Below are 14,803 nucleotides of genomic sequence, written 5' to 3' on the forward strand. Positions count from 1 at the left end.
CTTCGCTTATGAATACAGGTTCTAAGAGCGAGCTAGATGGGGATGTGTTAGAGTCGTTTTCCCTGCCTAAAAGACACGGTAGACATAGGGATTTTTTGGTTGTTCAATCTTGCTGTATTCCGTCAATTCGAGCGTTGGGAGAGCCTGTTGGAGAGAGCTATGGTAGGATAGTTGAATGACTCCCTTAGCTACGACCCAAGTATTATCTTGAAATTGTTTTTCCTGTCCAGTTGAGAGTAATCCATAGACACCTGAGTCGGCAATACAGTGGATAATCCCAAATCGGAAGAGAAATTGCTGGTTGGCATTGTCAGGGTCATTATAAACAAAGCCCACCATTTCAATTGTTTTTCCAACAAATTCATTTGGGTAATCATAGATGGCTTCCATGACTTCCATGTAATTTTCACTAGTCACGGATATGGTCTCTTGGTCTAGATAGCGCTCGGCGACCTTGCGCATTTCTGCTTGATAACTGGATTTAGTGAAATAAGCAGAGGTATCGGGCTTCAAGTATTGAACGGTTGTTCCTTCTTGTTCTTGAATTTCTGTATCTGTCCCTGCTGCGAGCGGGAAATGGTAGCCCTTGGCAGCAACCGTTGTGGAGTCAAGATGTACCGTTGGGAAGCCCCAAGCGATAAGTAGTGGAATCAGTAAAAGACCGATACTGGTTAACTTGGCCATTTTTGTAGCAAGATGGCTATGGGTTTCCAGTTGCTTCATCCAAATGTAGAGTTGGACGAGAGCCAGGATAAAGGTTAATACCATGGAGAGATAGGCCAAATAAGAGTAGTGAAGGTTGATATACTGATCCAATTTTCCAGAAATATAGAGATAGAGAGTCATTTCAAAATAACCTACTAAAATTAAGAAACGAATCATACTAAATACCTCCTAGCGCAAGACAATACAGGACGATGACAACCGAGATAATGCTGATAAATTGCAGAATAAAGGATGTCTTAAAGGAATGCTTCATCATGATGAGATTTTTAATATCAATCATAGGACCGATAACGAGAAAGGCCATAACAGGAGCAAAACCAAAGGTCGTAAGTAAGGAAGAACCGATAAAGGCATCGGCTTCTGAGCAGAGTGATAGTAAAAAGGCAAGTAACATCATTAGGAGAATAGCCGTTAATGGATTGTGGCCGATTTTGGTCAGGATACTGGTTGGAATGTAAACTTGGACAAGACTAGCAAATAGGCAACCAAAAATCAAATAGCGACCGGTATCGAAAAACTCATCAATACTTTGTACCAAGGCTTGGCCGACTTTTTTCCAACCGGTTAGATGAGAAAAGTGATGTTCATGTAGAGGTGTCGAAGTTTCTTTTACAATTGAATCTGTCCGTACAAAACCGAGAAATAATCCCAAAACCAGTGCTACAAGGATGGAGCCAAGAGCTCGATAAAGGGCAAATTTGACGGAATTTCCAAAGGCTGTAAAAGTGGAAAATAAGACAATGGGGTTGATAACAGGAGCCGTGGCTAGAAAGGGAATAGCTGTATAAGTAGGCACTTTTTTCTCCAACAATCGGTTGACAATAGGGACAATGCCACATTCACAAGAAGGAAAAATAAAGCCGATAAAGGTTCCAAATAAAATTCTCAAAAAACGGTTTTGGGGTAAGGCCTGATGAACACGGTCTGGTGTCACATAGACCTCAATAAAGCCTGAAATCAAGGAACCGATGAGTACAAAAGGTAAAGCCTCGATGACAATAGAAAGAAAAATCGCTCCTGCTTGTAAGACAGAAGCTGGTAAGTTTTGTAATCCCAACATCAGGCGAACCTATTTTTCTGCAGATTTCTGGTCTTTTGTTTCTTTTGGGGCTTTGGGATCTGGAAATTCCACTTTTTCGAGTGCATCAAAAGAAGCAAATTCTTCCAACATTTTTTCTAAATCATCTTGTCGCTTGTATGTAACAGCCATGAAACACCTCCAAATAATAATTGTATGATTATGATAATTCTATTATACTCTTTCTTCTGGAAAAATGCAGAATTCAGCCATTTTCAAAAGGAGAAATGTAGATGTTTCGTTTCGAATTCTGGCTTGAATCGTGATATAATAAGGATATGAAAGATAGAATGAATGACTTAGTAAATCAGCTGAATCAATACGCAGATGCTTATTACCGATTAGACCGTCCGGTGGTCTCGGATGCTGAATATGATCAGCTTTACCGCGAATTGGTGGAACTAGAGGAAGCACATCCTGATTTGGTCTTACCCAACAGTCCTAGTCATCGTGTGGGTGGGAAACTCTTAGATGGTTTTAGCAAATACCAACACGAATACCCTTTGTATAGCCTACAAGATGCTTTTTCCTTTGAAGAATTGGAAAGCTTTGACCGCCGCATTCGTAAGGAATTTCCCGATGTAACCTATATTTGCGAATTAAAAATTGATGGCTTGTCGATTTCACTGACCTATGAGGCTGGTCAGTTGGTTGTAGGGGCTACTCGTGGAGATGGCAGTATCGGTGAAAATATCACAGAAAATCTCAAGCGAGTACAGGATATTCCTTTGACATTACCAGAAGCCCTTGATATAACTGTTCGTGGCGAATGCTATATGCCTAAGGCTTCGTTTGATCGGATCAATCAGATTCGTCAAGAAGCTGGAGAAGTCGAATTTGCCAATCCACGAAACGCTGCAGCAGGTACTTTGCGTCAATTAGATACCAGAATTGTAGCCAAACGCGGCCTTGCTACCTTCTTATACCAAGAAGCTAGTCCAACTGAGGCAGGTAGCCAGTCTCATATTTTGGAAAAATTAAGCAAGCTAGGCTTTGTGACCAATCACGATTACCATTTGGCAGACACGATTCAAGATGTCTGGAATTTTATCCAAGACTTAGCGATTCGCAGAGAAGCCTTGCCGTATGAGATTGACGGTGTTGTGGTTAAGGTCAATAACCTGGCTATTCAAGATGAATTAGGCTTTACAGTTAAGGCACCACGCTGGGCGATTGCCTATAAATTTCCTGCTGAAGAAAAGGAAGCAGAGATTCTATCGGTGGACTGGACAGTCGGTCGGACGGGGGTTGTAACCCCAACGGCTAATCTAACACCTGTGCAGCTGGCGGGAACTACAGTGAGCCGTGCGACCTTGCACAATGTGGACTATATTGCTGAAAAAGACATCCGCCTGCATGATACGGTTATCGTCTATAAGGCGGGAGACATTATCCCAGCAGTCTTATCGGTGGTTCAAGCCAAGCGAAATCAGCAAGAACCTCTAGTCATTCCAAGAGAATGTCCAAGTTGTGAAAGCGAATTGTGTCACTATGAGGACGAGGTGGCTCTTCGTTGTATCAATCCACTTTGTCCTGCCCAGTTAAAAAGTAAATTAGAGCATTTTGCGAGTCGAGATGCCATGAGTATTGCTGGTCTGGGGAGTTCGATTGTAGAAAAACTCTTTTCTGCCAATCTAGTCCATGATGTGGCAGATATTTATCGTCTATCTGTTGAGAATTTAGTGACCTTAGAAGGTTTTAAAGAAAAGTCAGCTACAAAACTCTATCAAGCGATTCAGGCTTCAAAGGACCATTCGGCAGAACGGCTTTTGTTTGGCTTAGGCATTCGTCATGTTGGCAGTAAGGCCAGTAAGATTTTACTAGAAACCTTTACCTCAATTCCAAATCTTGCCAAAGCTGATTTGGAGGAGCTTGCAACACTAGAAGGAATAGGAGTTGTTATTGCCCAATCTGTAACAAGCTATTTTGCTAGCGAAGGGGCTAAAATGTTAGTAGCAGAATTGGAACTACTTGGAGTCAATCTTACCTACCTTGGTCAAGGTCTTGCAGCAGATGCCCTCTTATCTGGTATGACCATTGTCTTGACTGGAAAATTAGAGCGCCTCAAGCGAAGCGAAGCCAAGGCTAAACTGGAGAGTTTGGGAGCAACTGTTACAGGCTCTGTTTCGAAAAAAACGGACCTTGTAGTAGCAGGAAGTGATGCAGGAAGTAAATTAATAAAGGCACAAGAATTGGGCATTGAGATAAAAGACGAGGCCTGGTTAGAAAGTCTATAGGTGTATATAATGGAACAAAGAAAACGAGCACGATTGATTTATAATCCTGTTTCTGGTCAGGAAATGATGAAGAAAAATGTAGCAGAAGTTCTGCACGTTTTAGAAGGTTTTGGTTATGAAACCTCTGCATTTCAAACAAGTCCTGAAAAAGATTCAGCGAAAAACGAAGCAACGAGAGCAGCTAAAGCAGGTTTTGATTTGGTTGTTGCAGCTGGTGGCGATGGAACGATTAACGAAGTGGTGAATGGGATTGCCTTTCTGCCAAAACGTCCACAGATGGCGATTATTCCAACTGGCACGACTAATGATTACGCAAGAGCCTTGAAAATTCCTAGGGGAAATCCAGTTGAGGCAGCTAAGGTTATTGGTAAGCAACAGACAATTTTAATGGACATTGGTCTTGCAAAAAATCAGCAATCTGGAGATAATTATTTTATCAATATTGCAGCAGCGGGTACATTGACAGAATTAACGTATAGCGTTCCTAGCCAACTCAAGACGATTTTTGGCTACCTTGCCTATGTGGTAAAGGGGGCAGAATTATTGCCGCAGGTCCAGTTTACTCCTGTTCGTGTGGCTTATGATGATGGTGTTTTTGAAGGGAAAATCTCCATGATTTTCGTTGCCTTGACCAATTCGATTGGCGGTTTTGAGCAGATTGTGCCCGATGCTAAGTTGGATGACGGTATGTTTACCTTGATTATGGTAAAGACAGGCAATCTCTTTGAAATTCTACACTTGATTCGTCTTGTCATTGACGGAGGGAAGCATGTTGATAGCGATAAGATTGAATATATCAAGACTCGCCAACTAACGATTGAATCCTTGGATGACAGCAATCGGATGATGTTAAATCTTGATGGTGAATACGGAGGAGATGCCCCGGTTGAGTTGATCAATCTAGCAAATCATATTGAATTTTTCGCAGATACAGACAAGGTGGCAGATGAGGCCATTACCCTAGATACTGATGAGATCAATCGAGAAGATATGGCTAAACGCTTTATCGAAGAAGCAGACCATTTGGATGAAACAATTTAAATAGGAAGAAAAGATGAACAGTCTTTTCTTTTTCTAAATGCAAAAGCTAGAAAACGCTTCCAAGTGCTGTCTTTTCTTGACAAAAGCATTTTTTAGGAGTATGCTATCATGGTATAAAAATTTTAAAGGAGAATTAAAAATGGATGTATCTGCATTAGCTTTAGGTGTTGCCTGTTTAGGTGTTAGTGTTGGTGAGGGATTATTGGTTGCAAGCTACCTTAGCTCAACAGCACGTCAACCTGAATTACAAAGCAAACTAATGACAGGAGTATTCATGGGTGTTGCCTTCATTGAAGGTACTTTCTTCGTAACCCTTGCGATGACATTGTTCTTGCGTGGATAAGGAATACCTCAGAATCATTAGAAAGGGGGAGTAATCGTGGAAGGAACTGCAGCTCCAACAATTACTCTGGGTCCTGTAACCTTTGATGTGACCATGGTCATTGTGACAATGGTTACGATTACCATTATATTTTTACTCGTATTTTGGGCCAGTCGCAGCATGACATTGAAGCCGAAGGGTAAGCAAAATGTATTGGAGTATGTCTATGAGTTGACAATCAATTTTACAAAAGGAAATTTAGGTGATGTCGAGTCAAAGAGATATGCTCTTTACTTCTTTACGCTCTTTTTATTCCTCTTGCTCGCGAATAATCTAGGATTGATGACGAAATTAGAATCATCAGAGGGTGTGAATTTCTGGACTTCTCCAACCTCTAATATGGCTTATGACTTTGGTTTGGCCATTATGGCAGTTGTTTTCTGTCACGTAGAAGGGATTCGTCGCCAAGGATTTAAAAATTATTTAAAAGCATTTGTAACCCCTTGGGCAATGGCTCCGATGAATATTTTGGAAGAAGTGACCAACGTAGCTTCTCTCGCGCTTCGTTTGTACGGAAATATCTTTGCTGGTGAAATTTTGGTAACCCTATTGGTGCAGATGTCACAAAAAAGTGCGTTTGCGTATCCCATTGCCTTCCTATTGAATGTCATCTGGACTGGTTTCTCAGTCTTTATTTCCTGCTTACAGGCCTATGTGTTTGTGATGTTGGTTTCGATGTACTTAAATAAGAAAATTCAAGGTGAAGGTGAATAGGAAAGGATGTAGGTATTCATGATTACAGGACTAAGTATAAATAGTGCCATGCTTGGTAATTTTATTCTAGTTACGGCCTCGTTTGCCGTATTGATTGTGGCAATTCGCCTCTTCGCATGGGATAAAATTACAGGTATTTTTGAAGAACGTGCTGCGAAAATTTCAGGAGATATTGATGCAGCCGAAGAAAAATTAGCAGAAGCCTCCGACCTTGTTCAACAACGCGAACAAGAGTTGGCACAAGGCCGTGTAGAAGGACAAAAGATTGTGCAAGATGCTGTGGACCGTGCAAAATTAGAAAAAAAACGCATTTTGGAACAAGCTGAAGTGGAAATCGAAGCCTTGAAAAAGAAAGCTGATTTGGAAATTGAAGCTGAGAAGCGAGAAGCCCAAGAGAAGTTGCACGTTCAAGTCGCAGATTTGGCAGTCGATTTGGCCAGCAAAATTATCTTGGAGGATTTGGATCAGCAAGCACATAGCGAATTGATTAGTCGCTATATTGATAGGCTAGGAGAAGAATAATGAATGCTAGAGAAACTGCCCTGGTGCAAAAATATGCTCAATCATTCGTTGATAAGGTATATGATCGCGAGGATGTCTGGACGATTTATGACCAAATCTCGGCTATTCTCACGGTTATTCATGATAGTAAATTAAATCGAATTCTCTTATCTGCAACGGTTTCTCACGCTGAAAAGGCTGAATTTGTTCATGCGATTCGCCAATCAACCTACCGCGAAGTCAATGACCTGATTGAAGCTATAGCGCGAGATGGTCATGCTGATTTACTCGTTGAAACACTGGAAGCAGCCTTGCGGTTAATTAGTAAGAGCAAGCAAGAGTTTGATGCCCATATTGTATCTGTTTATCCATTGACAGAGGAACAAAAAGAAAGGGTGCGTCATCTCGTAGAAAACCGTTTTTCCTTGAAAGTTCGTCATATTATAGAAGAAATTGACAGAGAAGTTTTGGGTGGCTTTATTGTAACAGTCAACCACAAGGTTATCGATGCCAGTGTGCGGACGCAATTGAAAGAAATTCGAAATAGACTTTAGAAAATAGAAAGTGGTGTTCTTTTGGTGATTAATGCACAAGAAATTAGCGCTTTACTAAAACAACAAATTGAAGGGTTTCAACCCGATTTTGACTATACAGAGACAGGGGTCGTGACCTATATCGGTGACGGAATCGCCCGTGCCCACGGTCTAGATAATGCCATGAGTGGAGAGCTTCTGATTTTTGAAAATGGTACAATCGGAATGGCTCAAAATTTGGAAACGGTCGATGTAGGGATTATCATCTTGGGTCCTTTTACTGATATTCGGGAAGGTTCGGTTGTTCGCCGTACCGGAAAAATTATGGAAGTACCAGTTGGTCAAGCCTTGATTGGACGTGTGGTAAATCCGCTTGGACAACCTGTTGACGGACTTGGTGAAATTCGGACGAGCAAGACAAGACCGATTGAGTATCCAGCACCAGGTGTAATGCAGCGGAAATCCGTTAACCAGCCTCTTCAAACAGGATTGAAGGCAATTGATGCCCTCGTGCCAATCGGCCGTGGTCAGCGTGAGTTGATTATCGGAGACCGACAAACAGGGAAAACCTCTATTGCTATTGATGCAATTTTGAATCAAAAAGACCAAGATATGATTTGTATCTATGTGGCAATTGGGCAAAAAGAATCGACAGTTCGTACTCAGGTTGAAACACTTCGTCAATATGGAGCGCTCGATTACACGATTGTGGTAACGGCCTCAGCTTCTCAACCGTCTCCATTGCTTTTCTTGGCGCCGTATGCTGGCGTTGCAATGGCAGAAGAATTCATGTATGAAGGCAAGCATGTCTTGGTTGTTTACGATGATTTATCAAAACAAGCAGTTGCCTACCGTGAATTATCCCTACTTCTTCGTCGTCCGCCAGGGCGTGAAGCTTATCCGGGAGATGTCTTCTACCTTCATAGTCGCTTGTTAGAGCGTTCTGCAAAGGTGTCAGACGAGTTAGGTGGTGGATCGATTACGGCCCTACCATTTATTGAAACTCAGGCAGGAGATATTTCAGCCTATATCGCAACCAACGTGATTTCGATCACGGATGGGCAAATTTTCTTGAAAGATGATTTATTCAATTCAGGAATTCGTCCTGCGATTGATGCGGGTTCATCGGTATCTCGTGTCGGTGGTTCTGCCCAAATCAAGGCGATGAAAAAAGTAGCAGGTACACTTCGGATTGATCTTGCTTCCTACCGTGAATTAGAAGCCTTTACTCAATTCGGTTCAGATTTGGATGCTGCGACCCAAGCGAAATTAAATCGTGGACGTCGGACAGTAGAAGTGTTGAAGCAGCCGCTTCATAAACCATTACCAGTTGAGAAACAAGTTCTCATTCTCTATGCTTTAACAAATGGCTTCTTGGACTCAGTACCAATCGATGATATTTTGGCTTTTGAAGAAGAACTCTATGCCTACTTTGACTTGCATCATGATGGTCTTTTGGATACGATTCGGGTCACAAAAGATTTGCCAGATACAGATGAATTGAATGCTGCTATTCAGGAATTCAAAGACCAGTCTGTCTTTCAGTAAAGGAGAAGTGTTATGGCAGGTTCTCTCAATGAAATAAAAACAAAAATTGCCTCTACAAAGAAAACCAGTCAAATCACAGGTGCGATGCAGATGGTATCGGCTGCCAAACTAGCTAAATCAGAGCAATTGGCAAAGTCCTTTCAGATTTATGCTAGCAAGGTTCGGAAAATTACGACAGACTTGCTCCGTGGTGAATTGATGGAGGGATCGACCAATCCTATGTTGATTCGTCGTCCAATCCAAAAATCAGGCTACATCGTGATTACCTCTGATAGCGGTTTGAAAGGGAGCTACAATGCGATGATTCTAAAAGCCGTTATGGAAATGATTGAACAAGACCATGCTAGCAAGGATGAGTATGAAATCATTGCAATCGGTGGTATGGGAGCGGATTTCTTTCGAGCGAGAGGCATTCAACCAATCTTTGAATTACGCGGATTAGCGGACAATCCAAGTTTTGATGATGTTCAAAAAATCATTTCAAAATCTGTTGAGATGTATAAAAACGAGATTTTTGATGAATTGTATGTCTGTTACAATCACCATATCAACAGTTTGAGTCGTCAAGTGCGTGTGCAACAGATGTTACCAGTCGAAGACTTGGATCATAATGAAGCGGATGGCTATACCGCTACCTTTGAATTGGAACCAAGTAGGGATGCGCTTTTGGGACAACTCTTGACACAATACGCAGAATCAACGATATATGGTGCTATCTTAGATGCCAAAACAGCTGAAAATGCGGCCGGCATGGTAGCCATGCAGACAGCAACGGATAATGCTAAGAGCGTGATTGATCAGTTGACCATTCGCTACAATCGGGCGCGTCAGGCGGCAATTACACAAGAAATTACGGAAATCGTAGCGGGAGCAAGCGCCCTTGACTAGATAAGTAGGGGGTAAAAAGTGTAAAACAGAGACGCAGTTGTTCCAACTTTAGTTGGTTACAGCTGAGGCTCCCTTTAGGGATAAACATTCCTAGCTCCAAAGGTATAGTATACCTTTGGAGGCGGGAGATAGGAGTTTGTAGAGCAAACTCTCTTCTAACTCTACATCAGATATCCTAAGTTTGCCGTAACTGTTACGAGCTTGCTCGTTTTACAGATACGGGTACCCTGGGGTACACTGTGTGCTTTAAACGCTCTCATATCTTAATAATTGAACACGGACTAAGAGCTGTGTAAAAAAAGAGACGCAGATGTTCCAACTCTAGTTGGTTACAACTGAGGCTCCCTTTAGGGATAGATTTCCTTGTGTTCATGGAACACATCGTCAATCTCCTATTTTTACAGTGCTCTTTACGTCCTTTGTATCTTGTATAAAGGAGAAAAAATGAGTTCAGGCAAAATTACTCAGGTTGTTGGGCCGGTTGTCGATGTGGCATTTTCGGCTGATGATAAGCTTCCTGAGATTAACAACGCACTTGTCGTTTATAAGAACGATGAATCAAAACAAAAAGTCGTGCTTGAGGTTGCATTGGAGCTAGGCGATGGTGTTGTTCGAACCATTGCGATGGAATCAACAGATGGCTTGACTCGTGGAATGGAAGTTCTAGACACAGGACGTCCGATTTCTGTCCCTGTTGGGAAGGAAACGCTTGGTCGTGTCTTTAACGTCCTAGGTGATACCATTGACTTGGAAACACCATTTGACGAGACAGTAGAACGTCATCCGATTCATAAAAAAGCTCCGACATTTGATGAATTATCAACTGCAACAGAGATTTTAGAAACAGGTATTAAAGTTATTGACCTTCTAGCTCCTTATTTGAAGGGAGGGAAAGTCGGTCTCTTTGGTGGTGCCGGTGTTGGTAAAACGGTTCTTATCCAAGAATTGATTCACAATATCGCTCAGGAACACGGTGGTATTTCAGTATTTACTGGTGTTGGTGAGCGGACTCGTGAGGGGAATGACCTTTACTGGGAAATGAAAGAATCAGGTGTTATTGAAAAAACAGCCATGGTTTTTGGACAGATGAATGAGCCACCAGGTGCTCGTATGCGGGTTGCCTTGACTGGCTTAACGATTGCAGAATACTTCCGTGATGTCGAAGGTCAGGATGTGCTCTTGTTCATCGACAATATCTTCCGTTTCACGCAAGCGGGTTCTGAAGTTTCCGCCCTATTGGGTCGGATGCCGTCAGCTGTAGGGTACCAACCAACCTTAGCAACTGAAATGGGACAATTGCAGGAGCGGATTACCTCAACCAAAAAAGGTTCCGTAACATCTATCCAAGCGATTTATGTCCCAGCGGATGACTACACTGACCCAGCGCCAGCAACAGCTTTTGCACATTTGGATTCGACGACTAACTTGGAGCGGAAATTGACTCAGTTGGGAATTTATCCAGCCGTTGATCCTCTTGCCTCTAGTTCACGTGCCTTGGCACCTGAAGTTGTTGGAGAAGAACATTATGCGGTCGCTATGGAAGTAAAACGCGTCTTGCAACGCTACCAAGAGTTACAAGATATTATTGCTATCTTGGGAATGGATGAATTGTCTGATGATGAGAAGACCTTGGTTGGTCGTGCTCGTCGCATTCAATTCTTCTTGTCACAAAACTTTAATGTGGCAGAACAATTCACCGGTATGCCAGGTTCATACGTACCAGTTGCTGAAACAGTACGTGGATTTAAAGAAATCTTGGATGGTAAGCATGATACATTACCAGAAGATGCTTTCCGCAATGTTGGTTCCATTGATGATGTGATTGCAAAAGCAGCTAAGATGAGATTTTAGAGGTGTTTTATGGCACAAATGACCGTACAAATTGTAACGCCAGACGGTATTCGGTATGATCACCATGCGGCTTTTGTACTCGTTCGAACAACGGAAGGTGAGCTAGGGATTTATCCTGGACACGTTGAATTGATTGCTGTGTTAGCGATTGATGAGATCAAGGTGCGCCGTATCGATGATGAAAATCATGTGGATTGGATTGCGGTCAACGGCGGCATTATTGAAATTTCAAAAGATTTGATTACTATTGTATCCGATTCAGCTGAACGGGAGCGTGATATTGATGTTAGTCGTGCCGAGCGTGCGAAACTTCGAGCTGAACGAGAGCTTGAAGAAGCACAACATGCACACAATATTGATATGGAAAGACGGGCAGCTATTGCCCTTCAACGTGCGATTAATCGGATTCGTGTTGGTCAAAAGTAATAGCAGAAGAAATGAATACTGTAAAGAGGTTGGAAAGTTCCGACCTCTTTTTACGTACTCGAGTGCATTGGCTGTTTTCAAAATACGAATTTTTAGAAATTTTTGGTATAATGGAAACATGATTAGATCATTGGTAACTGTTTGTAGCCATCTCTTGTTTATTTATCTTGCCCATTACTTATTGTTATCGGTAGTTGATTGGTCAAAGTTAGTAAAGGGGACGGCAGAAAATCATAGGAAAATTCAACTATTCATTGTATTTGTGGCGATTGCGTTAGGCTACTTAGTCTCTGCTTTCTTTTTGGATGTCTTATCCATTAGCCGCAATCTAACAGAAGCACTCCGCTAGAAGGATCTCTAAGAGAAAAGAAATGGTATTAGCGTTGTTTTGAATAAGCAGATGTCAGAAAAAGTGAATAAAAGGAAGTAAAAATGGATAAAATTATTGTTAGAGGTGGGAAAACTCGCCTAGAAGGTGAAGTGACTATTGAAGGCGCAAAGAATGCTGTTTTACCTCTATTAGCTGCAACAATCTTAGCAAGTGAAGGGCAGTCACGGTTGTCGAATGTGCCGATTCTATCGGATGTGTTCACCATGAATCGCGTGGTTGACGGGCTAGGAGTAAGAGTTTCATTTGATCAAGAAAAGAAAGAGATTTTGGTTGATGCCCAAGGCGAATTGGGAAGCGAAGCTCCTTATAGGTATGTCAATCAGATGCGGGCTTCTATTGTTGTACTGGGGCCTATCTTAGCTCGCAACGGCTATGCCAAGGTTTCCATGCCTGGGGGCTGCACGATTGGTAGTCGTCCAATTGATTTACACCTCAAAGGTTTGGAGGCGATGGGAGCAGCGATTCATCAGCGTGCGGGTTATCTTGAAGCAAGGGCTGAACGCTTAAAAGGAGTCCATCTCTACATGGATTTCCCAAGTGTAGGGGCAACGCAAAACTTGATGATGGCAGCAACTCTAGCGGAAGGGACTACGGTTATTGAAAATGCAGCGCGGGAACCTGAAATTGTTGATTTGGCGATTTTTCTCAATAAAATGGGGGCAAAAATTAAGGGAGCAGGAACGGAAACGATTACTATTAAGGGAGTTTCTAGTCTGCATGGAACAGAACATCAGGTTGTTCAAGACCGGATTGAGGCAGGAACCTTTATGGTTGCAGCAGCCATGACTGGTGGAGATGTCTTAGTCAAAGATGCCATTTGGGAACATAACCGTCCCCTGATTTCTAAAATGCAGGAAATGGGTGTTGAAGTAAGTGAGGAAGATGAGGGGATTCGAGTTCGTTCAGTGATTGAACACTTGAAGCCTGTGACAGTAAAGACCTTACCACATCCAGGTTTTCCGACCGATATGCAGGCTCAGTTTACAGCTTTAATGGCTGTAGCTAAGGGTGAGTCAACCATGATTGAGACAGTGTTTGAAAATCGTTTTCAGCATTTGGAAGAGTTACGTCGGATGAATTTGCATTCAGATCTTTTACGTGATACGGCTATCATTACCGGTGGTAATACGCTTCAGGGAGCAGAAGTCATGTCAACAGATTTGAGAGCCAGTGCTGCTCTTATCCTGACAGGGCTAGTAGCAGAAGGTGTGACAACTGTTGGAAAATTAACACATTTGGATCGAGGGTATTACCGTTTCCATGAGAAATTGGCTGCCTTAGGAGCAGATATTGAACGCATCAATGGAGAAGAATAGATGGATCAGAAAGAAAATCTACGTTTTGTTGGAAACCAATTGTTATTGATTCTCTTTATCATTCTTTTAGCACTGATTATTTTTGCAATTGGACTCATGGTTGGTTATGGTGTCATTGGAGATGGTAGCAATATTTGGGCTATTTTATCTCCTGAAAAATGGCAGGAATTGATTGGTAAATTTACAGGAAAGTAGCAATCAAGCAGTAACTGTAATGTTCTAGGATAGGCTAGTTTCAATCAGTCATCAGAATAGAAATAGTTCAAGTTAGGAAGATGAGTAGGCTGAGTACAACTGTGTCAGCCTCTTTCACTTTAAGTTTTGCTAGGAGAAATATGGCAAGGAAAAAAAGAAAAAAACAGAGTAGGAGTCTAGCTAGCCTAGTGATAACACTCTTACTGGTGGCTGGTGGTTATTTTTGGGCAGAAGAACCTTCGACCGTATCTCATCAATCGTCTACTAGCATAGTAAGCGTCACATCTAGGCCTTCAGAGGAGCTAGCACGTTCCGTTTTAACGGATACCGTACAGGCCAAGTTGGGAGCTGACATTGTTTACAATGGTGCAGGAGCTTTTGTGATTAATGGCAATCAAACAGACCTCGATGCTGCTATTGCAAGCGTCCCTTATGCAAATAACAGGACAAAGACAGCGCAAGGCAAAGTTGTTCCGACAGTTGCGAATGCTCTTTTGAGTAAAACAACAAGACAATACAAGAAGCGGGAGGAAACTGGCAATGGGGCAACCAATTGGAAACCGGCTGGTTGGCACCAAGTAAGGCATTTAAAAGGAGAATACAATCATGCCATTGACAGAGGGCATTTACTGGCTTATTCCTTGGTTGGTGGGCTAAAAGGATACGATGCTTCAACCAGTAATCCTCAAAATATAGCCGTTCAGACTGCTTGGGCTAACCAATCCAATCGCCCAGATGCCACAGGTCAAAATTACTTTGAAACTCAGGTGCGTAGAGCCCTAGATCGCAATAAGCGGGTGCGGTATCGAGTAACACTAATCTATCAATCAGAAGAAGATTTAGTGCCTGTAGGGAGCCACTTGGAGGCTAAAGCAGCAGATGGTGGTCTGGAGTTTAATGTTTTTGTCCCAAATGTCCAGCAGGGCTTAATTATTGATTATTACAGTGGGAAGATTCGTATTAGCCAGTAGGAGTT

Annotated in this window: 17 protein-coding genes; 14 read left to right on the top strand and 3 right to left on the bottom strand. The window is 42.2% G+C overall.

Features of this window, described 5'->3' with window-relative positions:
* Positions 1-66: 66 nt before the first annotated feature.
* Genes ABPH35_RS00265 through ABPH35_RS00275 form a run of 3 tightly spaced genes read right to left on the bottom strand, consistent with a single transcriptional unit; the run spans position 67 to position 1,936 of the window.
* Positions 67-882 carry a TIGR03943 family putative permease subunit gene (locus ABPH35_RS00265; protein WP_349987860.1) on the bottom strand — a complete coding sequence of 272 codons (816 nt, stop codon included), beginning with the start codon at positions 880-882 and terminating at the stop codon, positions 67-69.
* A gap of 1 nt (position 883) precedes the next feature.
* Positions 884-1,786 carry a permease gene (locus ABPH35_RS00270; RefSeq protein WP_349987859.1) on the bottom strand — a complete coding sequence of 301 codons (903 nt, stop codon included), beginning with the start codon at positions 1,784-1,786 and terminating at the stop codon, positions 884-886.
* Positions 1,787-1,795: 9 nt separating this feature from the next.
* A complete protein-coding gene (locus ABPH35_RS00275; protein ID WP_349987858.1) occupies positions 1,796-1,936 on the bottom strand; it encodes an SPJ_0845 family protein in 141 nt (46 codons plus the stop codon).
* 146 nt (positions 1,937-2,082) lie between these two features.
* On the opposite strand from ABPH35_RS00275, the gene ligA reads away from it, so the two are divergent.
* From ligA to ABPH35_RS00345, 14 genes are all read left to right on the top strand, one after another.
* On the top strand, positions 2,083-4,041 hold the full coding sequence (gene ligA / locus ABPH35_RS00280; RefSeq protein WP_349987857.1) for an NAD-dependent DNA ligase LigA: 1,959 nt from the start codon (positions 2,083-2,085) through the stop codon (positions 4,039-4,041).
* A gap of 9 nt (positions 4,042-4,050) precedes the next feature.
* On the top strand, positions 4,051-5,082 hold the full coding sequence (locus ABPH35_RS00285) for a diacylglycerol kinase family lipid kinase (protein WP_405054548.1): 1,032 nt from the start codon (positions 4,051-4,053) through the stop codon (positions 5,080-5,082).
* Between the two features lie 139 nt (positions 5,083-5,221).
* Positions 5,222-5,425 (top strand): F0F1 ATP synthase subunit C, encoded by a 204-nt coding sequence (locus ABPH35_RS00290; protein ID WP_067089042.1) that lies wholly within the window; start codon positions 5,222-5,224, stop codon positions 5,423-5,425.
* Between the two features lie 36 nt (positions 5,426-5,461).
* The gene (atpB, locus tag ABPH35_RS00295; protein WP_349987856.1) at positions 5,462-6,178 is read left to right on the top strand and encodes a F0F1 ATP synthase subunit A; all 717 of its coding nucleotides are present in this window, start codon (positions 5,462-5,464) and stop codon (positions 6,176-6,178) included.
* Positions 6,179-6,196: 18 nt separating this feature from the next.
* On the top strand, positions 6,197-6,700 hold the full coding sequence (gene atpF / locus ABPH35_RS00300) for a F0F1 ATP synthase subunit B (protein ID WP_349987855.1): 504 nt from the start codon (positions 6,197-6,199) through the stop codon (positions 6,698-6,700).
* Positions 6,700-7,233, top strand: coding sequence for a F0F1 ATP synthase subunit delta (locus tag ABPH35_RS00305; protein WP_349987854.1), 534 nt, complete (start codon positions 6,700-6,702; stop codon positions 7,231-7,233). The genes atpF and ABPH35_RS00305 overlap by 1 nt, the downstream gene beginning before the upstream one ends.
* Before the next feature lie 21 nt (positions 7,234-7,254).
* Positions 7,255-8,760 (top strand): F0F1 ATP synthase subunit alpha, encoded by a 1,506-nt coding sequence (gene atpA / locus ABPH35_RS00310; RefSeq protein ID WP_349987853.1) that lies wholly within the window; start codon positions 7,255-7,257, stop codon positions 8,758-8,760.
* 12 nt (positions 8,761-8,772) lie between these two features.
* A complete protein-coding gene (locus tag ABPH35_RS00315; protein ID WP_368849446.1) occupies positions 8,773-9,648 on the top strand; it encodes a F0F1 ATP synthase subunit gamma in 876 nt (291 codons plus the stop codon).
* 444 nt (positions 9,649-10,092) lie between these two features.
* Positions 10,093-11,499, top strand: coding sequence for a F0F1 ATP synthase subunit beta (atpD, locus tag ABPH35_RS00320; RefSeq protein ID WP_349987851.1), 1,407 nt, complete (start codon positions 10,093-10,095; stop codon positions 11,497-11,499).
* Positions 11,500-11,508: 9 nt separating this feature from the next.
* Positions 11,509-11,925 (top strand): F0F1 ATP synthase subunit epsilon, encoded by a 417-nt coding sequence (locus tag ABPH35_RS00325; protein ID WP_349987850.1) that lies wholly within the window; start codon positions 11,509-11,511, stop codon positions 11,923-11,925.
* 118 nt (positions 11,926-12,043) lie between these two features.
* Positions 12,044-12,274, top strand: coding sequence for a DUF1146 family protein (locus ABPH35_RS00330; RefSeq protein ID WP_349987849.1), 231 nt, complete (start codon positions 12,044-12,046; stop codon positions 12,272-12,274).
* 83 nt (positions 12,275-12,357) lie between these two features.
* Complete coding sequence (gene murA / locus ABPH35_RS00335; RefSeq protein ID WP_349987848.1) at positions 12,358-13,632, top strand: UDP-N-acetylglucosamine 1-carboxyvinyltransferase; 1,275 nt, start codon at positions 12,358-12,360, stop codon at positions 13,630-13,632.
* The gene (locus tag ABPH35_RS00340) at positions 13,633-13,827 is read left to right on the top strand and encodes a DNA-directed RNA polymerase subunit beta (protein ID WP_349987847.1); all 195 of its coding nucleotides are present in this window, start codon (positions 13,633-13,635) and stop codon (positions 13,825-13,827) included. It begins immediately after the preceding gene.
* A gap of 140 nt (positions 13,828-13,967) precedes the next feature.
* On the top strand, positions 13,968-14,798 hold the full coding sequence (locus ABPH35_RS00345; protein WP_349987846.1) for a DNA/RNA non-specific endonuclease: 831 nt from the start codon (positions 13,968-13,970) through the stop codon (positions 14,796-14,798).
* The last annotated feature ends 5 nt before the right edge of the window (positions 14,799-14,803 follow it).

Source organism: Streptococcus handemini (assembly GCF_040984445.1).
In the GTDB taxonomy this organism is placed as follows: domain Bacteria; phylum Bacillota; class Bacilli; order Lactobacillales; family Streptococcaceae; genus Streptococcus; species Streptococcus handemini.

Coding starts and splice junctions, on each gene's coding strand:
- ABPH35_RS00265 (WP_349987860.1), bottom strand. CDS start 882: ATGATTCGTTTCTTAATTTTAGTAGGTTATTTTGAAATGACTCTCTAT.
- ABPH35_RS00270 (WP_349987859.1), bottom strand. CDS start 1,786: ATGTTGGGATTACAAAACTTACCAGCTTCTGTCTTACAAGCAGGAGCG.
- ABPH35_RS00275 (WP_349987858.1), bottom strand. CDS start 1,936: ATGGCTGTTACATACAAGCGACAAGATGATTTAGAAAAAATGTTGGAA.
- ligA (WP_349987857.1), top strand. CDS start 2,083: ATGAAAGATAGAATGAATGACTTAGTAAATCAGCTGAATCAATACGCA.
- ABPH35_RS00285 (WP_405054548.1), top strand. CDS start 4,051: ATGGAACAAAGAAAACGAGCACGATTGATTTATAATCCTGTTTCTGGT.
- ABPH35_RS00290 (WP_067089042.1), top strand. CDS start 5,222: ATGGATGTATCTGCATTAGCTTTAGGTGTTGCCTGTTTAGGTGTTAGT.
- atpF (WP_349987855.1), top strand. CDS start 6,197: ATGATTACAGGACTAAGTATAAATAGTGCCATGCTTGGTAATTTTATT.
- ABPH35_RS00305 (WP_349987854.1), top strand. CDS start 6,700: ATGAATGCTAGAGAAACTGCCCTGGTGCAAAAATATGCTCAATCATTC.
- ABPH35_RS00315 (WP_368849446.1), top strand. CDS start 8,773: ATGGCAGGTTCTCTCAATGAAATAAAAACAAAAATTGCCTCTACAAAG.
- atpD (WP_349987851.1), top strand. CDS start 10,093: ATGAGTTCAGGCAAAATTACTCAGGTTGTTGGGCCGGTTGTCGATGTG.
- ABPH35_RS00325 (WP_349987850.1), top strand. CDS start 11,509: ATGGCACAAATGACCGTACAAATTGTAACGCCAGACGGTATTCGGTAT.
- ABPH35_RS00330 (WP_349987849.1), top strand. CDS start 12,044: ATGATTAGATCATTGGTAACTGTTTGTAGCCATCTCTTGTTTATTTAT.
- murA (WP_349987848.1), top strand. CDS start 12,358: ATGGATAAAATTATTGTTAGAGGTGGGAAAACTCGCCTAGAAGGTGAA.
- ABPH35_RS00340 (WP_349987847.1), top strand. CDS start 13,633: ATGGATCAGAAAGAAAATCTACGTTTTGTTGGAAACCAATTGTTATTG.
- ABPH35_RS00345 (WP_349987846.1), top strand. CDS start 13,968: ATGGCAAGGAAAAAAAGAAAAAAACAGAGTAGGAGTCTAGCTAGCCTA.